The following is a 19,708-nucleotide window of genomic DNA, read 5'->3' as shown; positions in this document are numbered from 1 at the left end:
CAGGGCCCGCGGGAGCGCCTGACCTCAGCCGCCCCGTTGACAGCCGAAGTCTGGGACAGTTACGGTCTGGACCGTAAATGACATACGGAGGAGAACCCGCGTGCGGACGACAGCGGAACTCGAAGAGCGGCTGGCGCGGCCGAGTGCCGGGCTCGTCGAGGATCTGAGCAGCCTCGACGGTGACATTCTGATCTTGGGCGCCGGCGGCAAGCTCGGGCCCAGCCTGGTCCGGCTGGCGCTCAACGCCACCAGGGCCGCGGGCTCCGAGCGGCGGATCATCGCCGTGTCCCGCTTCTCCGAGCCGGGGCTCGCGCAGGCGCTCGCCGGGGAGGGCGCCACGGTGGTGCCCGCCGACGTGGCCGACGAGCGCGCCCTGCGGGAGCTGCCGGACGCGCCGAACGTCGTCTTCCTGGTCGGCGCGAAGTTCGGCACGCAGGGGCGCGAGCACGCCACCTGGTTCACCAACACGTACCTGCCGGGACGGGTGGCCGACCGGTTCAGGGACGCCAGGATCGCCGCCCTGTCCACCGGGAACGTCTACCCGCTCGTCCCCGTCACGAGCGGCGGCAGCACCGAGGACTCTCCGGTCGGGCCCGTGGGCGACTACGCCATGAGCTGCCTGGGCCGGGAGCGGGTGCTGACGCACTTCTCCGAGACGTACGGGACGCGCCTGTCGCTCATCCGCCTCAACTACGCGGTCGAGCTGCGCTACGGCGTGCTCGTCGACCTGGCGCAGAAGGTCCTGGCGGGAGAGCCGATCGACCTGTCCACCGGGCAGGTGAACGTGGTCTGGCAGGGCTATGCCAACGAGGTCACGCTGCGGTCGCTGGCCCTGGCCGACACGCCGCCTGCCGTTCTGAACGTGACGGGACCCGAGCTGATCTCCGTCCGCCGGGCCGCGCTGGACCTCGGCGCCGCGCTCGGCAAGGAGCCCGTGTTCACCGGGCAGGAGGCGCCGACCGCGCTGCTGTCGAACGCGGCGCGCTGCCACCGGCTGTTCGGTTATCCGGAGATCACCCCCGCCGAGCTCATCGAGCACACCGCCCGGTGGGTCTCCGAGGGCGGGCAGCTGCTCGGCAAGCCGACCAAGTTCGAGCGCCGCGACGGGCGTTTCTGACCCGCGCGCCACCGGCAGCGCGTTTCCGGCCTGCGTGAACATCCGGCCTGCGTGAACATCCGGCCCGCGTGCGCATCCGGCTCGCGTGTCACATTCGAGAGAAGGGGGACCTCACGTGCTCAGCACGGCTCCAGAGGCGCAGACGTCCGTGCGCGACCTGTTCAGGCGCGGTCTGGTGATCCCGGCGCATCCGCTGGCGCTCACCGAGGACAGGAAGCTGGACGAGCGCCGCCAGCGGGCGCTGACCCGCTACTACGTCGAGGCGGGAGCGGGCGGCCTGGCGGTGGGCGTGCACACGACGCAGTTCGCCATCCACGGCACCGGCCTGCTGGCGCCGGTGCTGGAGCTGGCCGCGCGCACGGCGGGGGAGTCCGAGCGCGAGGTGGTGCTGGTGGCCGGGGCGACCGGCCCCACCGCGCAGGCGGTCGCGGAGGCGGAGCTGGCCAGGTCGCTCGGGTACCACATGGTGCTGCTCAGCCCGTACCGGGAGCTGGACGAGAACGCGCTCATCGAGCGGGCCAGGGCGGTCGGCGAGGTGCTGCCGGTGATCGGCTTCTACCTGCAGCCGGCGGTGGGCGGACGCAACTTGTCACGAAATTTCTGGACAAGGTTGGCGGGTATTGAGTCCGTCGTCGGCATCAAGGTCGCGCCCTTCGACCGCTACAGGACGCTGGACGTCCTGCACGGCGTCGTACGCGCCGGGCGAACCGCCGAGGTGGCGCTCTACACCGGCAACGACGACCACATCCTGGCCGACCTCATCACCGGGCACCGGGTGGTGGTGGACGGGCGCGAGGTGGAGGTCGAGTTCGTCGGCGGGCTGCTCGGCCAGTGGGCCGTGTGGGTGCGGCGGGCCGTGGAGCTGCTGGAGGAGGCCAAGCTGGCGCGCGCCGGCGACGACGCGGAGGTGCGGCGGCTGCTCACCCTGGACGGGCACCTGACCGACGCCAACGCGGCCATCTTCGACTCGGCCAACGGCTTCCACGGCTGCATCCCGGGGATCCACGAGGTGCTGCGGCGGCAGGGGCTGCTGGAGGGGCGCTGGTGCCTCGATCCGGCCGAGGGCCTGTCGCCCGGTCAGCTCGCGGAGATCGACCGGATCTGGGCCGCGTACCCGTGGCTCAGGGACGACGACTTCGTCGCCGACGGGCTCGACCGCTGGCTCTCCTGACCGTGCCCGTGCCCGTGCCCGTGCCCGTGCCCGTGCCCGTGCCCGTGCCCGTGCCCGTGCCCGTGCCCGTGCCCGTGCCCGTGCCCGTGCCCGTGCCCGTGCCCGTGCCCGTGCCCGTGCCCCTGCGCCGTGGGTCAGAGGGTGAGGCGGTAGAGGGTCAGGGGGCGGCCGCTGGAGCCGCTGGTGAGGTTGCCCGTGCGTTCGGCCAGCCCGGCCAGCTCCAGGCGGTGCAGCATGCGGCGGGCCGTGCGCTGCTGGACCGCGAGGCGGTCGGCGATCTCCCGCGTGGTCAGCGGCTCGTCGCCCGCGGCGGCCCGCGCCTCCAGCAACTTCTCCAGCGTGGGCACCGACAGGCCGACCCGGCGGGCGATGACCGACAGGTTCTGGCTGCCGGTCGGCGTGGCCGCCACCGACTCCAGAACGATGTCCGTGTCCGCGCGCAGCGACAGCACGGCGGCGACGTCGCCGATCCGGCGTGCTCTGGCCAGGGCGCGCCTGGCCAGGCTCTCCGCCTCCGCCGCGCTGCGGCCGAGACCGAAGCCGACGCGCACCACGTCGTTCTGGGTGGCCAGGCGGGCCAGCATCGGCAACCCCGTGTAGCCTCCCGTGGCGTCGTACAGGGGCCCGCGGGTCGTCACCAGCAGGTGGGTGCCGCCGCGGAAGGCGGCCAGCGTGCCGCCGAGCGCCGTGGCCTCGCGCAGCAGCCCTTCCTCGTTGGCCACCTCGATGAGCCCGAGCGCGATCTGGGCGTCCTCCTGGGCCTGTCCTTCCGCGGTCAGCAGGAGCTGGCGCAGCGCCACCCGTACGGAGTGCACGGAGGGCACCAGGCGCAGCACGTGCAGTTCGTCGCGGAGCGCCTCGTGCACGGAGCTGAGACAGGTGATCACCGCGTGCGCCTGGCCCTTTCGGTGGAAGGCGATCGCCCGCTTGGAGGTCATCTCCGGCCGGTACGGGAGCGTGCGCAGGTCGCCGCTCGGCAGCCCGGCCTCGGCGAACGTGGCGCTGACGTCGGAGGCGGGCAGCGTGTCGATCGACAGCCTGGTGACGTCCTCGCCCTGGTGCTGGAGGCGGACGAGGGCGTTGAGCAGCGTCGCGCCCGAATAGTCGACGAACGCGGCGGGCCGGGTGAGAGCCTCGGCGGACCGCGAGAGCATGTAGGGCACGATGCCGGTGAACAACCAGCCTTCGACGGCGGAGGCGTGCGCCTCGACGATCGCGGGCGCCTGCGACTCATGGTCGTAGTCGAGACGCAGCGCGCTGACGCCCGGCTGCTCCTCGCAGACGGCCGCGACGTCGTCTACCAGATCGTGCGGGCCCACGACTCCGATGACGATTCCCACGCACGCCTCCCTCTCGATTATTTCGGTCAAGACCGCAATCATAACTTGTGAGGTACTCGGTGAAGTTCCCGTCCATGGCAGAAGCCGACGGCCGTACGCTCGGCGACGAGGAGATCGCCGCCGCCGAGCGGGTGATCCGCTCGGGCATGCTCAACTCCGTCTGGGGCACGGAGGCGCGGGCGTTCGAGGCCGAGCTGGCCCGGATGTACGGCGTCCGCCACGCGATCACCTGCAGCTCCGGCACCGCGGCCCTCCATCTGTCGGTCGTCGCGGCCGCGCCTGACCCAGGGGACGAGATCATCACGACGCCGATCACGGACTTCGGGACCGTGGCCCCCATCTTGGCGCAGAACGCCATTCCTGTCTTCGCCGACGTGGATCCGTCCGACGGCAATCTCGATCCGGCGGCCGTGGCCGCGCTCATCGGCCCCAGAACGCGGGCGATCATGGCCGTGCACCTGTTCGGCGCGCCCGCCAGGGTCCGGGAGCTGCGCGACCTGGCCGACGAGCATGGACTGGTGCTCATCGAGGACTGCGCGCAGGCGTGGCTGACCGAACTCCCCGGCGGCGCGCTCGCGGGCACCGCGGGCCAGGTGGGCTGTCTCAGCCTGCAGCAGTGGAAGCACATCACCTGCGGCGACGGCGGTGTGACGATCACCGATGACGACGAGCTGGCCAGGCGGATGCGGCTGTTCTCCGACAAGGGCTGGGACCGCGCGGCCGGGCGCTCGCACGCCGGGTTCGGGCTCAACTATCGCATGACCGAGCTCCAGGCGGCCGTGGCGCGCGCGCAGCTCGCCAAGCTCCCCGGCGTGCTCGCCGCCCGCCGCCACACCGCCGCGCTCCTGCTGGACGCGCTCAAGGACCTGCCAGGGGTACGCCTGCCGAGCCCCGGCGGCCACGCCTGGTGGCTCTTCCCGATCGTGTGCCCCGGCGGCGACGCTCCTGAGCTGGCCGCCCACCTGGCGGCGGCCGGGATCCCGGCGCGGGCCGGCTATCTCGCCGAGCCGCTGAACAGGGCGCCGGTGTGGGAGGCGGACATCTACGGCACATCGCGCTACCCGCTCGACGGCTACGAACCGAGCCCCTGCCCGGAGGCCGAGCGCATGGTGGACCGTACCCTGCTGGTCATCGACTGGAACGAGAGGTACACGCCCGCGCACGTCGAACTGATCGCCCAGGAAATGATGAAATTTCGGGCTCGACCGTAGGCAGCTAGTTACGTTCATGTATCAGGCATTGACCCGGCCAAGACGCCCTCACTAGGTTTCGGTCAGGACCGGTATTAGTCGAAAGGAAGCCGCCCATGAAGAAGGCAGCGGCAGTCGGCCTCGTGGCCGCCCTGAGTCTCGCGGCCGCCGGGTGCGGATCCGACAGCGGCTCGGACAAGAGCACCGTGACCCTCTGGATGTATCCCGTCATCGGGGACCAGGCCAAGAACCTGGCGTTCTGGGGCAAGGTGGAAAAGGACTTCGAGGCCAAGAACGCGGCGATCGACCTCAAGATCGACCAGCAGCCGTGGGAGGGCCGCCAGGAGAAGGTCACCACCGCCCTGGTCTCCAAGAAGGGCTTCGACCTGGTCGTGCTCGGTCCCGACCAGATCCCGCAGTACGCCCAGCAGGGCACGGTCGAGCCGGTGGACGACATCGTCGCCCCGGCCAAGTCCTCCTTCCTGCCGAACTCGCTCACCGCCCTGACCGTCGGCGGCAAGCTCTACGGCGTGCCGATCTACCAGACGATCACCGCGCCCATCTACAACAAGAAGCTGTTCGCCGAGGCGGGCGTCGAGAAGGTGCCGGAGACGCTGGACGAGCTCAAGGCGGCCGCGCCCAAGCTGGCCGCCAAGAAGGTCGCCGTGCTCGACTACCCGGGCAAGCCGGACGTCAGCCTCAACCAGAGCTTCTACCCGATCCTGTGGGCCAACGGCGGCACCGTCTTCGCCCCCGACGGCAAGACCGTCGCCTTCAACGGCCCGGAGGGCCTGGCGAGCCTGCAGTTCCTGCTCGATCTGAAGGCCGTCGGCGGCCTGCCGGAGAACACCGCCAGCAAGGGCAACGACGTCGAGGGCGGCCCGCTGGCCGCCGGCAAGACCGCCATGTACCACGCGGCCACCGCGGGACAGGTCGACCAGCTCGCCACCGCCATCGGCGCCGAGAACGTCGGTGTCGGCCTGCCGCTCGAAGGCTCCAAGCGGGTCGCGTTCGGCATCCCCGGCGCGCTGGTGCTGGCCAAGCACACGGAGAACAAGGACGCGGCCAAGAAGGTCGCCACCTACCTGTCCTCACCCGAGGTCACGGCCGAGCTGGCCAAGGAGTCCGGCTTCTTCCCCGCGCGAACCGACGTGACGGTGCCCGAGCAGTCGGAGACGTCCAAGGAGTTCGCCAAGTCGTTGCCGTACGCCTTCCCCGGCGACACCCACCCCAAGGCCCGCCAGGTGATGGCTCTCATCGTCCCGCACATCCAGGCGGCGCTGCTGGGCAAGGAGGACGCCAAGACCGCGCTCGACGCGGCCGCCAAGGAGGCCGACACGCTGCTCAGCAGCGGCGGCTGAGGAAAGGAATCACCTGGTGCGTCATCGCCTGCGTGACCCGGTCACCGGCCTGCTGTTCGTGCTGCCCGTGCTCGTGCTGTTCCTGATCTTCCGGATCTTCCCCTCTCTGGGGGCGGCGGGCATGAGCCTGACGAACTGGAACATCGGCGGCGAGTGGGACTTCATCGGCGCGGACAACTACGCCCGGCTGCTCGACGACGTGAACTTCTGGCTGAGCCTGCGGGTGACGCTCGTGTACGTGGTGATCTACGTGCCGCTCACCCTGCTCGTGGCGCTGGGCACGGCGTTGCTGCTCAACCAGGTGGTCTTCCTGCGCGGGCTGTTCCGCGGCATGCTCTTCCTGCCGTACGTGACCAGCTTCGTGCTGGCGGGCATCATCTGGCGCTGGATCTACGAGTTCGACGGGCTGATCAACGGCCTGCTGGCCAAGGCCGACCTCGGCCCGGTCGCCTTCCTGGAGCAGTCGTCGGTGATCCTGCCCGCGCTGGCCGTGGTGTCGGTGTGGAAGGGCTTCGGCTACTCGATGCTGATCCTGCTGGCCGGGCTGAAGTCGATCCCGTCCTCCTACCTGGAGGCGGCCACGGTGGACGGGGCGAGCGCGTGGCAGCGCTTCAGGCGCATCACGCTGCCGCTGCTCAAGCCCACGATCTTCTTCGTCGTGGTGATCGAGACGATCAGCGCGTTCCAGACCTTCGACACCGTGTACGTGATGACCGGCGGCGGCCCGGCCCGGGCCACCTACACCCTCATCTTCGGCATCTACGACCACGGCTTCAGGTCCTTCGACTTCGGCTACGCCGCCACGTGGGGCATGGTGCTGTTCGCGATCGTGCTCATCGTGTCGCTGGTCCAGCGCCGCTTCCTGGATCGGGGGAACACATGACGATCACCGCGTCCCGTCCCGTCACCGAGGTCGCGGCCGCCCGCGCGCCCCGCCGCCCGTGGTGGCGGGGCAGGTGGCCGCTGGCGGCGCTGCTCGCGGTGCTGTCGGTGCTGACCGTCAGCCCCTTCGTGGCGATGTTCATCGTGGCGCTGTCACCGGCGGGCCGCCCCACCGTGCCGAACCAGTGGCCGGAGTCGCTCACGCTGGACAACATCACCGGGGTGCTGTCGTCGTCCGGGTTCGTCTCCTGGACGGTCAACTCGGTGATCTACGCCCTGGTCTCCGTGGTGATCATCCTGCTCACCTCGTCCATGGCCGGGTACGCCTTCGCCAAGAAGCGCTTCCCCGGCAGGGAGGCGATGTTCTGGACGTTCCTCGCCACCATGATGGTGCCGTTCCAGGCGACGCTCATCCCGACGTTCGTGCTGGTCAACAGCCTGGACGGGGTGGACACGTTCTGGGGGCTGATCGTCCCGACGCTGGCCAACTCGCAGGCCGTCTTCCTGATGCGGCAGTTCATCCTGGGCCTGCCCGACGAGTTGTTCGACGCGGCCAAGGTGGACGGGGCCTCCGAGTGGCGGGTCTACTGGACGATCGTGCTGCCGCTGACCAAGCCGATCCTGGCGACGCTCGGCGTGTTCGTGTTCCTGTGGCACTGGAACGACTTCCTGTGGCCGCTGGTCGTCGGGCAGAGCGACGCGACCCGTACGCTGACCGTGGGGCTGACCACGCTGCGGACGGAGGAGCTGCAGCTGTCGGTGCTCATGGCCTCGACGGCGGTGTCCGTGGTGCCGTGCCTGCTGGTGTTCTTCCTGCTCCAGCGGTATCTGGTCAACAGCATCGCGATGACCGGGTTGAAATAAGCTCTGTCGGGTGGATATTTCGGCACAAAACCTTCGCGACCGGCTCCGGGGGGCGCTGATCGCCGCCGCGGCCACGCCCATGACGGAGTCGGGCGAGGTCGATCTCGACGTGGTCTCGCGGTACTTCGCGGGGCTGGTGGCCGACGGCGCCACCGGCCTGGCCGTCCTCGCCCACACGGGCCGCGGCCCGTACCTGGCGCCTGAGATCCGCGCCGCCGTCGTCGAACGCGCGGTCGCGCTGGGCGTACCTGTGCTGGTGGGCGTGGGCGGCTCCGGTCCTGACGGCGTTCAGGACCCGCCTGAGCAGGCGCGGGTGGCTGCCGAGCTGGGGGCGGACGGCGTGCTCGTGTTCCCCTCCGCGGGCGACCGGGTAGCGCTGCACGAGGAGGTATGGCGGGCGGCCCGCCTTCCGATGATCGCCTTCGACCTCTACACCCTCCCGTGCCCCGCCGCGACGATGGGCGCGCTCCTGGAGCACCCGGGCGTCGCGGGCCTGAAGACGGCCCTGCTGTCGGACGCGATGGGCTGCCAGCGCGCCATCGAGCTCACCAGGGCGGCGGGCCGGCTGGCGATCACCGGCGAGGACCGCATGTTCGGCCCATCGTTGCTCTGGGGCGCGCAGGCGGCGCTCGTCGGGATCGCGGCGGCCAGCGTGGGCGTGACGGCCGCCGTCATGAAGGCGTTCGAGGGAAGCGATCTGCGGGCCTTCGAGGAGGCGTCGGGGCGGCTCGACCGGCTCGCGGCGGCCACGTTCACCGATCCCATGGAAGGGTATGTGCGGCGCATGCTCTGGCTGGCCGCCGCCGAGGGCCGCATCCCGTGGTCCTTCGCGCACGACCCCTACGGCCCGGCCCTGCCGGAAGGCGAGCGGGCCGCGGTGGTCGCCGCCTCCCGCTGAGCGGCTCGCCAGGTCCCGTCGAAACCCGCGTGGCCGCTCGTCATCCCCGAGCCCGGAGAGCGACCCCGGGCCTGGAGAGCGACCCGGGCCCGGGGGGAGGGGCGTCAGCGGCCGGTGATGGCCACCCGGACCAGGTCACGGCCGCGCACGGCGTACAGGGCCCGGTGCGAGGGGTCGAGCGCGAGCTTGGGCTCGCCGCCGAACCACTGCCCGGCCAGTCCTTCCACGATCGGCTCCGCGGTGAACGCCCTGAGGTCGATCTTGTAGATCTTGTCGCCGTCGGTGCAGTACGCGACCTGCCCGGTGACGTACAGCTCGCCGCCCTTCGCCCCGACCTTGAGCGTCCTGGTGACCTTCTTGCGCCGCAGGTCGAACTCGAACACCTCGCCCGTGCTTGCCATGCCGTACAACATCGTGGTCCTGCCGAAGGACAACGAGGAGATCTGGCGGGCGTTCAGCACGGGCTCCACCTGCCAGAGGAGCTTCCGCCTGACCAGGTCGAACGCGGCCAGGCGGGCGGTCGTCGTGACCGGCGGCAGGCCGAGGCCCTCCTGGATGAGGGTGCCGAGATAGGCGACGCCGCCCCTGGCCACGACCGAGTAGACGGTCTGGCGCTCCACGATCGGGCGGTACGTCTCGTACTTGCCGGTGCGTGGTGAATAGAGGGAGAGCGCGCCGTTCATGTGACCGGGCTCCGGCTGGGTGGGCATCACGATCAGGCCCGTCGTGGCGTCGTGGGCCAGGTCGCGCGGGCGGTCCTGCTGGTTGCCGGTGCGCGCGACCAGTTCGGCCTCGCTCTCGCCCGCGCGGTGCGCGTACAGGGCGGCCTGGGTGTAGACGCCCAGGTACGTGGTGCGGCCGACGGTGAGCAGCGTCTTGGGCTCGCCCGCGATGCCGAGCCTGGTGACCTGGCCCGTGGCGAGGTCGTGCAGGTCGGCGCCGCCCTTGCCGCCGACATAGACCCGCCGGCCGTCGGAGTGGACCGACATCGGCTCCTCGGGGGCCGACTTGAAACCGCGCTGCACGAGGTTGACGTAGTCGAGCGAGCCGGTCGCCGGGTCGTAGACGAAGACCGCGCTGTCCTGAATGCCGTAGATCCGGCCCTCGTGCGCGAGCAGGCGGTGGGTGAGCGCCTCGAAGTACGGGACGCCGAGCACCTCCAGCTGCTCCGTGGCCAGGTGGTAGCGGTAGAACGTGCCCGAGGGACGGCCGGCGAAGTAGACGTACCCGTCGTGGATCAGCACCGAGACGACGTACTTCTCGCCGGGAGCGGTGGCCTTGACGACCTTGTAGTTCTGCGGCGCGGCCTTCTCCAGCACGACCAGCTCGGCCAGCGAGTTCATGCCGCCGGCCAGGTGGGTGTCGGACATGCCCATACTGGAGACCCAGTCGCGGTCGGCCACCTCCTGCGGGAGGAGCTCACGCTTCTCGCCGGTCGCGCGGTCGATCGCGATGAGGTGGGCGTTGGCGCCGATGCCGGCGTAGACGTGGGTGTCGTCGGCCTGAATGCTGCGCACGTACGCCTCGCCTGGGGCGGGCTGGCCCAAGTCGCGGCTCGTGCCCGTGGCCGGGTCGTACTCCCATACGCGGCCGGGCTCCGACGTGCCCATGTAGACCTTGCCGTCGGGGGAGGCGGTCATGGTCCAGATGTAGTGGTCGGGGTACTCGGCGACCTTGGTGACCTGGCCGGTGACGGTGTCGAGCTTGTACAGGTCGGACCTGGCATGGGTGCCGACATAGACGTCGGTGCCCACCTTGGCCATCGCCCAGATGCCGACGCCGGTGGGGATGTCGAAATGGGCCGTGACCGAATCCTTGGCCAGGTCGTATGCGCCGACCACGTTGGGCGACAGGCCGCGCGAGCCCGCGTACAGCACGCCGCCGACGAACTCGCCGTTGCCGAGCGGGCTGGCCACACTCGCGGGGCCCATCTCGGTGATCGTGCCTTCTGCTGGCTGAGGTTGGATTCTCCAGGTCACGTCCCTATCGGTGGCGGCGTGGGCGGGCTGGGCCGTGAGGGTGGCGGCCGCTGTGGTCGCGGCGGCCGCCAGGAGGAAACGGCGGCGGGGGATCATGCGCGTGCTCCCTTGTGAAGTTTCGCCGCACGCTATAACGGCCGGGTCCGTAATGTCCAGACCGCCCTCACGTCCCGCCCAGACGGCCCTCCCGCCCCGTGCAGGCCGCTCTTACGTCCGTCCAGACCACCCTCCCGCCCCGTGCAGGCCGCTCTTACGTCCCGTCCAGGCCGCCGTCACGGCCCGCCTGGAGCCCGAACAGGGCCGTCGCGTTGCGCCAGGCGATCCGTTCGGCGATCTCGCCGGTGAGGCCCGCCGCCGCGACCGCGCCGTACGCCGAAGAAGGGTCGATCAGGGTCGCGTCGGTGCCGAAGAGGAGCTGGGCCGGGTTTACGGCGGACACCACCTCGGCGATGCGGCCCGCCGGGGCGTGCGACCAGCAGGGCTCCAGGTAGAGGCGGTCACAGGCGTTGGCCGCCTCGATGGCGTGCCTGAAGCCGTCCGCCCCCATGTGCCCGGCGATCACCCGCAGGCCGGGGATGTCCAGGCACAGGCGCGCCAGGCCGAGCACGGAGGCGCCCCACGTGTGCACGAGCGCGGGCTTGCCGGTCTCGGCCACCAGCGTCAGGGCCTCGCGGAGCTGCGGGGAGTCGACCGGCGAGCCCGTGTAGTCGGTGTGGATCTTGACGCCGACGAACCTGCCGCCGGGCAGGTACGCCCGCAGGTCCGCCGCCGCCTCCCGCAGCCGGCGCGGGTTGACGGTGACGTAGCCGAGGAGGCGATCCTGCCTCTCCAGTTGCGCCGCCAGGGCCCGGTTGCCCGCCGGGGCGTCGTAGATGACGCCCTCGGTGGCGGACACGATCGCCCGGTCGATGCCGTAGCGGTCCATGGTGGCGAGATTCGCCTCGGCCACGTCCATGGTGAAGAACCACGGGCCCCAGTGGGCGTGCACGTCGATGATCATGACGTCGGCCTCCTCGCGGCCTCGGCGGACAGGAGCCGCCGCGCGTTGCCGCCCGCGACGGCCGCGATCTCCTCCGGCTTCAGGCCGCTGGTGGCCAGGCGGAGCAGGGGGACGAGGGGCTCGTAGTGAGGCGTGCGGGAGCCGTACAGGAGGCGGTCAGCGCCCAGCTCGGCGGCGGCCAGCTCCAGTGCGTCGGGTGAGTTGAGCAGGCGGGTGGAGGTGTGGAAGCCGGGCTCGTCGGCGGCGGCGACGAGGAAGTCGCCCAGGTGGTAGAAGTGCGTGTCGAGGAAGACCACGGTGGCCCCGGCCCCCGCGAAGGGCTGCCAGAACCGCCGTACGTCACCGCCGGTGAGCACCGTCAGCCCGAGACCGGCCGCCCTGCGGGCGACGTGCCGGACGGAGGGGAAACCCGCCTCGACCCCCTGCTCGTCGGGGAACAACCGGACGGCTCGCATGCCCGCCTGCGCCAGCCGGTCCATCTCGCGCGCCGCGCCGACTGGGTCCCGCAGGTCCACGGCCCCGACGGGCACGACCGACGCCGGAGCTCCGGTGGAAGACGCGGCCAGGGCGAGCAGTTCGTCGTTGCCCGAGCGCACGTCGAACAGCGCCGCCCGCAGGTTCGCCGCCGCCCCCGCCCTGATGCGGTGCTCGCCCAGCGTGCCCAGCACGGACGCGGGCGTGCCCGGCGGTCCTTCGCGGTCCGGGTACGCCCCGAACAACACGTCCACGTCCAGCGCCACCTCTAGCCCGTCCACCAGCCGCCATGCGTCGAAAGGCGTACCGGTCCCATCCTTAATCGCCATGGCCGACATCATGCCATTGACGAAACGTTGCGCATAAGGTTACGGTCTGGACCAAAATTGATCAGCAATGAACCGTGAGGTGCCCCATGCTCCGCTCCCTCCTGATCATCCTGGCGGCTCTCTTACCCGCGCTGTTCACGGGCCCGGTCGCGCGGGCGGCGACCTGTGAGGCGCCGGCGGTGGAGCGGTTCGGCCCGGCGTCGGTGACCGGTGCGATCGTCGGCGCCACCGTGCACGACGGCCACGCGTACGTCGTCACCAGGGGACTGAAGCCGCCCGTCCTGGCCGAGATCGACCTCGCCACCCGCAAGGTCGTCAGGAGCGTCACGCTGCCGGACGGCCCGGCCACGGGGGAGCCGGAGGGTGGATGGGCCACGGCGGTGTCCGGCGGGAAGATCTACGTCGGCACGTACCCGGTGCCCGACCTCTACAGCTTCGACCCGGCCACAGGTGAGGTGCGGCATCTGAGGACGTTCGGGAAGAACGGCGGGTTCGTCTGGAGCCTGGCCGCCGCGCCCGACGGCACGCTCTACGCGGGCACCTACCCCGACGGCCGGGTCTGGGAGTACACGCCCGCCACCGGCGCGGTGCGCGACTTCGGCGTGCTGGCCCAGGGCGAGCGATACGTCCGCGCGGTCGCCGCCGACGCCACCTACGTGTACGCGGGCCTGCTCGACAAGGGCAAGCTCATCCGCATCACCCGCGCGACCGGCGAGGTCAAGGAGCTGGCGTCCGGCCCGACCGGCATCGGCACCGTCGCGACGCACGGCGACCGCGTCCTGGCGGCGAGCGGGAACGTGCTGATCGACGTACGCGCGGACGGCACGGACGAGCGCCGCGCCACCCTGGAAGGCGGCACGATCGACGTGCTGACCGAGGCCCAGGACGGCACCGTGTACACGACCTCCCGCCCCGACGGCGCGGTCCACCGCTACCGGACGGGCGACACCGCGTTCACCAAGGTCGCCGACCCGCCCTCCCTCGGCGACGAGACCAGGCGGCTGCAGCTGGTCGACGAGAACACCCTCCTCGGCTTCGCGGGCAGCGGCGGCATGTGGTGGCTGGACCTGCGCACCGGCACCTCCGAGTACGTCGACCTGATCGACGCCGGGCTGCCCAGCGGCTCCGAGCGTCCGCAGAGCATGCTCCTCGTCCCCGGCCGCGCGCTCTACGTCGGCGGCCACTTCTCGATGGAGGTGCGCGACCTGCGGACGGGGGAGCGGCGCAGGTTCCGGATGCCCGGTGAGCCCAAGGACCTCGTACGGCGCGGCGACAAGATCTACGCCGCCATCTACCCCAGCGGCCAGATCGTCTCCGTGGACCTGCGCACCGACGAGGTCCGCGGCGTCGGCTACCTCGGGCACGGCCAGCAGCGCCCCTGGGACATCGAGTACGACCCCGTCACCGACAAGCTGGTCGTCGCCAGTGCCCCGCTCGGCGCCAAGCTGAACGGCGCCCTGTCCGTGATCGACCCCCGCACCGGCCGCATCGACGTCTACGAGGGCGTCATCCCTGACCAGAGCTTGATGAGCCTCTCGCTCGATCCGCGCCGCGGCATCGTCTACCTGGGTGGCGACGTGGTCGGCGGCGGCGGGACCCCGCCGGTCAGGACGTCCGCGTCCGTCGCCGCGTTCGACCTCAGGAAGCGCGAGGTGCTCTGGCAGGTGGATCCGATCGCGGGACACCGGACCTTCCAGGACATCAAGGTCAACGGCGGGCTGTTGTACGCCGTCTACAAGCGCGACTCGGGCACCTGGATCGCGCTGGACCTGGCGACCAGGAAGGTGATCAGGCAGGGCAAGCTCTCCGGGTACGGGGAGCTGACCACGCACAGGGGCAAGGTGTTCGCCTCCACGTTCTTCGGCGGCGGGAACGCCTACGAACTGGGCGCCACGGAGAAGCTGCTGGCCACCGGTCTCGGCGACGAGTGGTACACCAACCCGCAGCTCCACTTCGAGCCCGGCTCCTGGCGGGCGTGGGCGCTGGTGGGACGGGACCTGGCGCGGATCAGGCTTGACCCGCGGTGCCCGCCCTTGACCGTCACTGAAAGAACCGATTAGGTTTTCGGTCTGTGCCGAAATATGTGATCGACGCCCATCGACTGGTCGGTCCCGTCCCGTTCGACGACCTGCCGCAGGATCCGAGACCCGAGATGGACCGGCTGGGCATCGAACGCGCCTGCGTGACCCACACGCTCAGCCTCTACTCCGATCCGCGAGCGGGCAACGAGGCCCTGCTCGCGCTCGGCGACCCCCGGCTCATCCCGGTGCCCGTAGTGGTGCCGGGAGAGGTCGGGCCGGCGTCTGAGGTGGCCGCGTGGGGCGTCCGGATGGTCCGGCTATGCCCGGAACGCCACCGCTTCGACCTCACGGGCCCCGCCGCCCTGCGCCTGCTGGCCGCCATCGCCGTGCCCGTGGCGATCGACCTGGACGAGACCTCGCCCGCCCAGCTCCGCCACCTCGCGGAACGCCTGCCGGACCTGCGGATCCTGCTCCTCAACCCCGGCTACCGCCGGCTGCGCGCACTGGCCGAGCTGATGGACGAGGCGCCCAACGTGCGGGCCGAGATCGGCACCGTCAACACCCAGGGCGGCGTCGAATGGCTGGCCGCGCGGTTCGGGGCGGGGCGGCTGGTGTTCGGGACCGGGGCGCCGGTGTCCGACGACTGCGGCCCTCGCTTCCTGCTCGACCACCTCGACCTGCCCCCGGAGGACGTCGCCAGGATCGCCGCCGGGTCGCTGGAGGAACTGCTGTGATCCTCGACGCCCACGGCCACGTGGGCACCTGGCCCGACTTCCTCATCCCGCGGCCTGCCGCCGAGCACCTCGTGGCCACCATGGACCGGATCGGCGTCACCGCGATGGGCATCAGCCACCTGCTCGCCGTCGGGCCGGACGCCGTACGCGGCAACGCGCTGGCCCTGGAGATCGCCGAGCGCTTCCCAGGACGCTTCGGGGTCTGGCAGGTCTACAACCCGCACCACCGCACGCCGCTCGACCCGGCCGGCCACCGGGGTCGCGTCTGGGGCGTCAAACTCCACCCCGACGTGCACCAGTGCCGCCTGGACGACCCCCTGTACGAGCCGGTCTGGCGGCTCGGCCTGCCCGTCCTCGCGCACGGCCAGACCGACTCTCCGTGGAGTGACCCGGCCCAGTTCGCCACCGTCGCCGCCCGGCATCCGCACGTCCGGCTGCTCATGGGGCACACGGGGCTATGGCCGTACGGGTTCGGCCGCGCGGCCCGGCTCGTGTCCGATCATCCGAACGTGTTCCTGGAGACGTGCGGCTCGAAGATGACCGGCCGCTGGCTCGCCAGGCTGGCGGAGCTGGCGGGGCCAGAGCGGGTGCTGTTCGGCTCGGACGCCTGCTTCCTCGACCTGCGTACGGGCTACGGCCGCGTCGCCCTGGCGCCGCTCTCCGACAGCAGCCGCGCCCTCATCCAGGGCGGGAACCTGGCCCGCCTCCTCGGCCTCCCACCCACCGGCACCGCCGTGTCGGCAGATCCCGACGGCTCGCTCGCGAAGGGACCACTCGAATGACGCTCGCCATCCACGGCGGCACCCCCGTCCGCACCACCCCGTGGCCCGTCTGGCCGCCACCCCTCGACCCGGCGCAGCGCGACCTCGTCACCAAGGTCCTGGAGAGCGGCCTCTGGGGCGCCACCCAGGGCGGTTCCGTCGTGGCGGACCTGACCGGCGCGTTCGCCCGCCGCTCGGGCGTCCGGTACGGCGTCGCCGTCGGCAACGCCACCCTCGGCCTGTTCGCCGCCCTGCGCGGCCTGGGGGTCGGCAGGGGAGACGAGGTGATCGTGCCGGCGTACACGTTCGTGGCCTCGGCCACCGCCGTGCTGCTGGCCGGTGCTACGCCCGTGATCGTCGACGTGGACCCCGCCGACCTGCACCTGTCCCCTGACGCCGTACGGGCCGCGCTCACCGGCAGGACGGCGGCGATCATGCCGGTGCACCTGGCGGGCAGCCCGGCCGCCATGGATGCGCTGAACGACCTCGCCACCGGCCACAACCTCGCGGTCGTCGAGGACGCCGCGCAGGCGCACGGCGCCACGTACAAGGACCGCCCGGTCGGCGGGCTTGGCGACGCGGGCGTCTACAGCTTTCAGGCGAGCAAGGCGATGACCGCGGGTGAGGGCGGCCTGATCGTCTGCCGCGACGAGAGCGTGTACGAGCGCATCTGGTCGACCTGCAACCTCGGGCGCAAGCTCGGCGGCCAGTGGTACGGTCACCCGTCCGTCGGCTGGAACCTGCGGCTCACCGAGATCCAGGCCGCCCTGCTGCTGCCCTGGCTGGACCGCCTCGACGAGGAGATCGACCGCAGGAACGCCTGCTGCGCCGCCCTGGAGCGCGAGCTGGCCACCGTCCCCGGGGTGAGCGTGCTGCCCCAGCCCGAAGGCACGACACGCGACTCCCGTCACCTCCTCATGCTCCGCGTGGATCCCGGCGTGGACCGCGAGTTCCTGCTCGCCGCCATGGCCGCGGAGGGCGCGCCGCTCGACGCCGGATACCCGCCGCTCGGCGCCATGGACGCGCTCACCGCCGAAGGGGCCCGCGCCGAGCCGTGCCCGGCCGCGGAGGAGGCGGCCAGAACCGTGGTGTGGGTGCGCCAGTCGATGCTCATGGATCCGGCGGGCGCGCGCGACATCGCCGAGGCCCTGGCGAAGGTGTTGTCAGGCAAGCCGGCGTAGTCACGCCGGCGGGGCGCCCAGATCACCAAGGCCTGCGAGGCACGGATCCTGGCTGCCTTCGACGCTCTGCCCGAGCGGGGTGCCCTGCGACGGCAGCACACCGGACGTGGGTGCGGGCGGCCGTCAGGTGATGGACGGAGCCCGGGTAGGCGAACGTCGTGCCCGGCCGCGCAGGTCGTGAATTATTCACTGGCCGCTGAGGCCGGCGACCTGCAGCGTTGCGGACATGAGGAACAGAGTCGATCTCATCGTCTACCTGGTCATCGCCTTCGGTGGCGCGTGGCTGGCCGCGATCCCCCTGTGGACCCAGGGGCTCCAGAGCACCGCGCTTCCGCTGTCCCTCGCCGCGATGCAGGTGTCACCCACGCTGGGGGTGCTCGCCGTGTGGTCGGTGACGGCGCTGCGGAAGGATCCGGCCGCGCGGCGGTGGGCGCGCCTGACCGGCCTGACGTTCGGGGACAGGCCGGGCCGGACCATCGGGTACCTCGCCGCCACCTGGGCGGGGATCCCCGTGCTGATCGCGGTCGTGATCGCGGTCAGCGCGCTGTTCGGGGTCTTCCCCACCGATCTGGCCGGGCTTTCCGGTTACCGGCTGGCCTTCCCGCAGGGTACGCATGCCACAGCCGCCGTCGGCACCCTCACCGGGATCGTGGTGACGACGTTGTTCACGTCGGTGACGGCATTCGGCGAGGAGTGGGGGTGGCGCGGCTTCCTGCTGCCCCGCCTGCTCCCTTTCGGGTACGGCCGCGCCATCCTGACCTCCGGCCTCATCTGGGGCCTGTGGCACGCGCCCCTGACCCTCCTCGGCTGGAACTACCCCGGCCTCGGCCCCTGGGCGGTGCTGCCGTTCACCGTGTTCTGCGTGGTCATCGGAGCCGTACTCGGGTGGTTGCGGCTCCGTACCGGCAGCGTCTGGCCGGCGGTGATCGGGCACGGTGCGCTGAACGCCGCCGTGCCCACCCTGTACCTCGTCGTCTCGGCGTCGGGACGGCTGCCCGATTCGCTGCTCGGCGGGGTGTTCGGGGCGATCGGACTGCTCGCGTTCGGGGCGCTGGGGCTGGCCCTGGCCCGCGTACGTCCCGCCGCACCATGAACCACCGACAGTTGTACGGGTGTTTCCGAAAACGCGCGAGAGCAATGGGAGCGAGATATCCCTCGGGGATTTCACGAATGTTACGTCCGCCGGGAATAAGAGTTGACCCATTGCCGTAACTTGGCTGTTCGCTCACTTCAGGAAGCATAAACAGCAGCGGCAGGTTTTCGTTTCAGGCCGTTGACAGCCACCCTGATGACGATCACAGTATGCATGTTTGCGATCTCCAACCCAGCATTCGAGAGCGCAGCCGGGTGGCCAAACCCCATCGAATACCCGGACTGGCCGAGGCGGAGTAAAGGTGGTCGGCGTGCGAAACAAAGCGCATGATCGGGTGATCGTCGAGCAGCTGAACAGGTGGCGCAGGCGACTCGCTGCGTTTGCCGGGCTCGCCGCCCTGCTCTCCGGACTGGCGGTGGTCACCACTCCAGGCGTCGCGAACGCCGCCGACAACGGTCCGGTGATTCCATGCCCCAACTACTCCGACATCGTGTGGCGGACGGTCTTCGTCGGCCGCGCACCCATCTACGAGGGATATCGATACTCTGCGGTCTCCGCGGCCTCGACGTTCAACGTCAGCGACGCCCGAGTCGTCGACAACGCCCTCGACACACCGATCAACGCGACATTCACCTCAGCGCAGTCACGGACTTGGCGGGTCCAGATCACGGCCACGGTGGGCACCGCCGGGGAATTGGCCAAAACCCTTCAGGCCAGCGTCAGCACCCAGATCGTGCAGGAACGGACCACTGCCATTGGCGTGAACGCCAGCCTTGTCGTCGCTCCGCACAGCCGGGTGACCGGGGAGTACGGCGTTTATGCGTTCGACGTGGTTTATGACGTCCAAACGTTGCGAGCCTGGCCGGCGATCCCAAACAGGATCCAGCGATGCCACGACCAGGGCACACAACGGGGGGCTACCAACGCGCCAACCATCTCCGAAGGCTGGCGATTCTCCGCGTCCTAAAACCTGCACGGAGTTCGGATCTTTAGGCCGGCAAGAGGCTCATCGTTGTGGTGGTGGACGCGAGGCCTCCACTCCATGGGATGGCGTCGCTGGGTTGCACGCCGCAGCCGGCCACGGCGACGAGGGATACGAGGTCCGCGGCGAGCGTGCGGCGGGCGGTCGTGGTGATGAGTGAGGCGGGGCCTGTGGTGAGCGCGCGGCGGGCGGGTCCGGTGCTCATGTGGGGGCTCCGTCCGGGTCGGGTGCTCTTGTGGGGGTTCTGTCGGGTTCGGGTGTTTGGTGGGGTAGGTGCAGGGTGAAGATGGCGCCGCCGTCGGGGGCGTTGGTGACGGTGAGGTCGCCGTGG

The 19,708-nt window shown here is 70.9% G+C and carries 18 protein-coding genes; 13 read left to right on the top strand and 5 right to left on the bottom strand.

Annotated features, from left to right (window positions below):
- Positions 1–100 precede the first annotated feature (100 nt).
- Positions 101–1,117 (top strand): NAD-dependent epimerase/dehydratase family protein, encoded by a 1,017-nt coding sequence (locus tag ACFPZ3_RS20490; RefSeq protein ID WP_379515768.1) that lies wholly within the window; start codon positions 101–103, stop codon positions 1,115–1,117.
- Between the two features lie 115 nt (positions 1,118–1,232).
- Positions 1,233–2,288 (top strand): dihydrodipicolinate synthase family protein, encoded by a 1,056-nt coding sequence (locus ACFPZ3_RS20485; RefSeq protein WP_379515767.1) that lies wholly within the window; start codon positions 1,233–1,235, stop codon positions 2,286–2,288.
- A 134-nt stretch (positions 2,289–2,422) separates the two neighbouring features.
- Here ACFPZ3_RS20485 and ACFPZ3_RS20480 read toward each other — a convergent pair whose 3' ends face one another.
- Positions 2,423–3,628 (bottom strand): hypothetical protein, encoded by a 1,206-nt coding sequence (locus ACFPZ3_RS20480; protein WP_379515766.1) that lies wholly within the window; start codon positions 3,626–3,628, stop codon positions 2,423–2,425.
- Between the two features lie 74 nt (positions 3,629–3,702).
- Here ACFPZ3_RS20480 and ACFPZ3_RS20475 point away from each other — a divergent pair, with 74 nt between their 5' ends.
- The 5 genes from ACFPZ3_RS20475 to ACFPZ3_RS20455 all read left to right on the top strand — a co-directional run bounded on the left by ACFPZ3_RS20475 (position 3,703) and on the right by ACFPZ3_RS20455 (position 8,823).
- Positions 3,703–4,839: a DegT/DnrJ/EryC1/StrS family aminotransferase gene (locus ACFPZ3_RS20475; protein WP_379515765.1), complete on the top strand. Its 1,137-nt coding sequence runs from the start codon at positions 3,703–3,705 to the stop codon at positions 4,837–4,839.
- Between the two features lie 95 nt (positions 4,840–4,934).
- Positions 4,935–6,179: an extracellular solute-binding protein gene (locus ACFPZ3_RS20470; RefSeq protein WP_379515764.1), complete on the top strand. Its 1,245-nt coding sequence runs from the start codon at positions 4,935–4,937 to the stop codon at positions 6,177–6,179.
- A gap of 16 nt (positions 6,180–6,195) precedes the next feature.
- Entirely contained in the window at positions 6,196–7,062 is an 867-nt protein-coding gene (locus tag ACFPZ3_RS20465) for a carbohydrate ABC transporter permease (RefSeq protein WP_379515763.1), read from the top strand.
- Positions 7,059–7,925 (top strand): carbohydrate ABC transporter permease, encoded by an 867-nt coding sequence (locus tag ACFPZ3_RS20460; protein ID WP_379515762.1) that lies wholly within the window; start codon positions 7,059–7,061, stop codon positions 7,923–7,925. The genes ACFPZ3_RS20465 and ACFPZ3_RS20460 overlap by 4 nt, the downstream gene beginning before the upstream one ends.
- A 10-nt stretch (positions 7,926–7,935) precedes the next feature.
- Positions 7,936–8,823, top strand: a complete 888-nt coding sequence (locus ACFPZ3_RS20455; RefSeq protein ID WP_379515761.1) for a dihydrodipicolinate synthase family protein — start codon at positions 7,936–7,938, stop codon at positions 8,821–8,823.
- 104 nt (positions 8,824–8,927) lie between these two features.
- Here the strand turns inward: ACFPZ3_RS20455 and ACFPZ3_RS20450 are convergent, their stop codons facing one another.
- From ACFPZ3_RS20450 to ACFPZ3_RS20440, 3 genes are all read right to left on the bottom strand, one after another.
- On the bottom strand, positions 8,928–10,898 hold the full coding sequence (locus ACFPZ3_RS20450; RefSeq protein WP_379515760.1) for a ligand-binding sensor domain-containing protein: 1,971 nt from the start codon (positions 10,896–10,898) through the stop codon (positions 8,928–8,930).
- A gap of 154 nt (positions 10,899–11,052) precedes the next feature.
- A complete protein-coding gene (locus tag ACFPZ3_RS20445; protein WP_379515759.1) occupies positions 11,053–11,802 on the bottom strand; it encodes an amidohydrolase family protein in 750 nt (249 codons plus the stop codon).
- Positions 11,799–12,605 (bottom strand): amidohydrolase family protein, encoded by an 807-nt coding sequence (locus tag ACFPZ3_RS20440; RefSeq protein WP_379515758.1) that lies wholly within the window; start codon positions 12,603–12,605, stop codon positions 11,799–11,801. Before ACFPZ3_RS20440 ends, ACFPZ3_RS20445 begins: the two co-directional genes overlap by 4 nt.
- Positions 12,606–12,691: 86 nt before the next feature.
- Between ACFPZ3_RS20440 and ACFPZ3_RS20435 the strand changes: the two genes are divergently transcribed.
- From ACFPZ3_RS20435 to ACFPZ3_RS20410, 6 genes are all read left to right on the top strand, one after another.
- The gene (locus ACFPZ3_RS20435) at positions 12,692–14,665 is read left to right on the top strand and encodes a hypothetical protein (RefSeq protein WP_379515757.1); all 1,974 of its coding nucleotides are present in this window, start codon (positions 12,692–12,694) and stop codon (positions 14,663–14,665) included.
- An 11-nt stretch (positions 14,666–14,676) separates the two neighbouring features.
- A complete protein-coding gene (locus ACFPZ3_RS20430) occupies positions 14,677–15,360 on the top strand; it encodes an amidohydrolase family protein (protein WP_379515756.1) in 684 nt (227 codons plus the stop codon).
- Positions 15,357–16,142, top strand: a complete 786-nt coding sequence (locus ACFPZ3_RS20425; protein ID WP_379515755.1) for an amidohydrolase family protein — start codon at positions 15,357–15,359, stop codon at positions 16,140–16,142. The genes ACFPZ3_RS20430 and ACFPZ3_RS20425 overlap by 4 nt, the downstream gene beginning before the upstream one ends.
- A complete protein-coding gene (locus tag ACFPZ3_RS20420; RefSeq protein ID WP_379515754.1) occupies positions 16,139–17,302 on the top strand; it encodes a DegT/DnrJ/EryC1/StrS family aminotransferase in 1,164 nt (387 codons plus the stop codon). Before ACFPZ3_RS20425 ends, ACFPZ3_RS20420 begins: the two co-directional genes overlap by 4 nt.
- Before the next feature lie 226 nt (positions 17,303–17,528).
- A complete protein-coding gene (locus tag ACFPZ3_RS20415; RefSeq protein WP_379515753.1) occupies positions 17,529–18,395 on the top strand; it encodes a CPBP family intramembrane glutamic endopeptidase in 867 nt (288 codons plus the stop codon).
- Positions 18,396–18,705: 310 nt separating this feature from the next.
- Complete coding sequence (locus tag ACFPZ3_RS20410) at positions 18,706–19,362, top strand: hypothetical protein (protein WP_379515752.1); 657 nt, start codon at positions 18,706–18,708, stop codon at positions 19,360–19,362.
- Positions 19,363–19,384: 22 nt separating this feature from the next.
- On the opposite strand, the gene ACFPZ3_RS20405 is transcribed toward ACFPZ3_RS20410, so the two are convergent.
- Entirely contained in the window at positions 19,385–19,582 is a 198-nt protein-coding gene (locus tag ACFPZ3_RS20405) for a hypothetical protein (RefSeq protein WP_379515751.1), read from the bottom strand.
- Positions 19,583–19,708 lie beyond the last annotated feature (126 nt).

The sequence above is a fragment of the Nonomuraea insulae genome, assembly GCF_042656245.1.
This window is presented reverse-complemented; position numbering and strand designations above follow the sequence as displayed.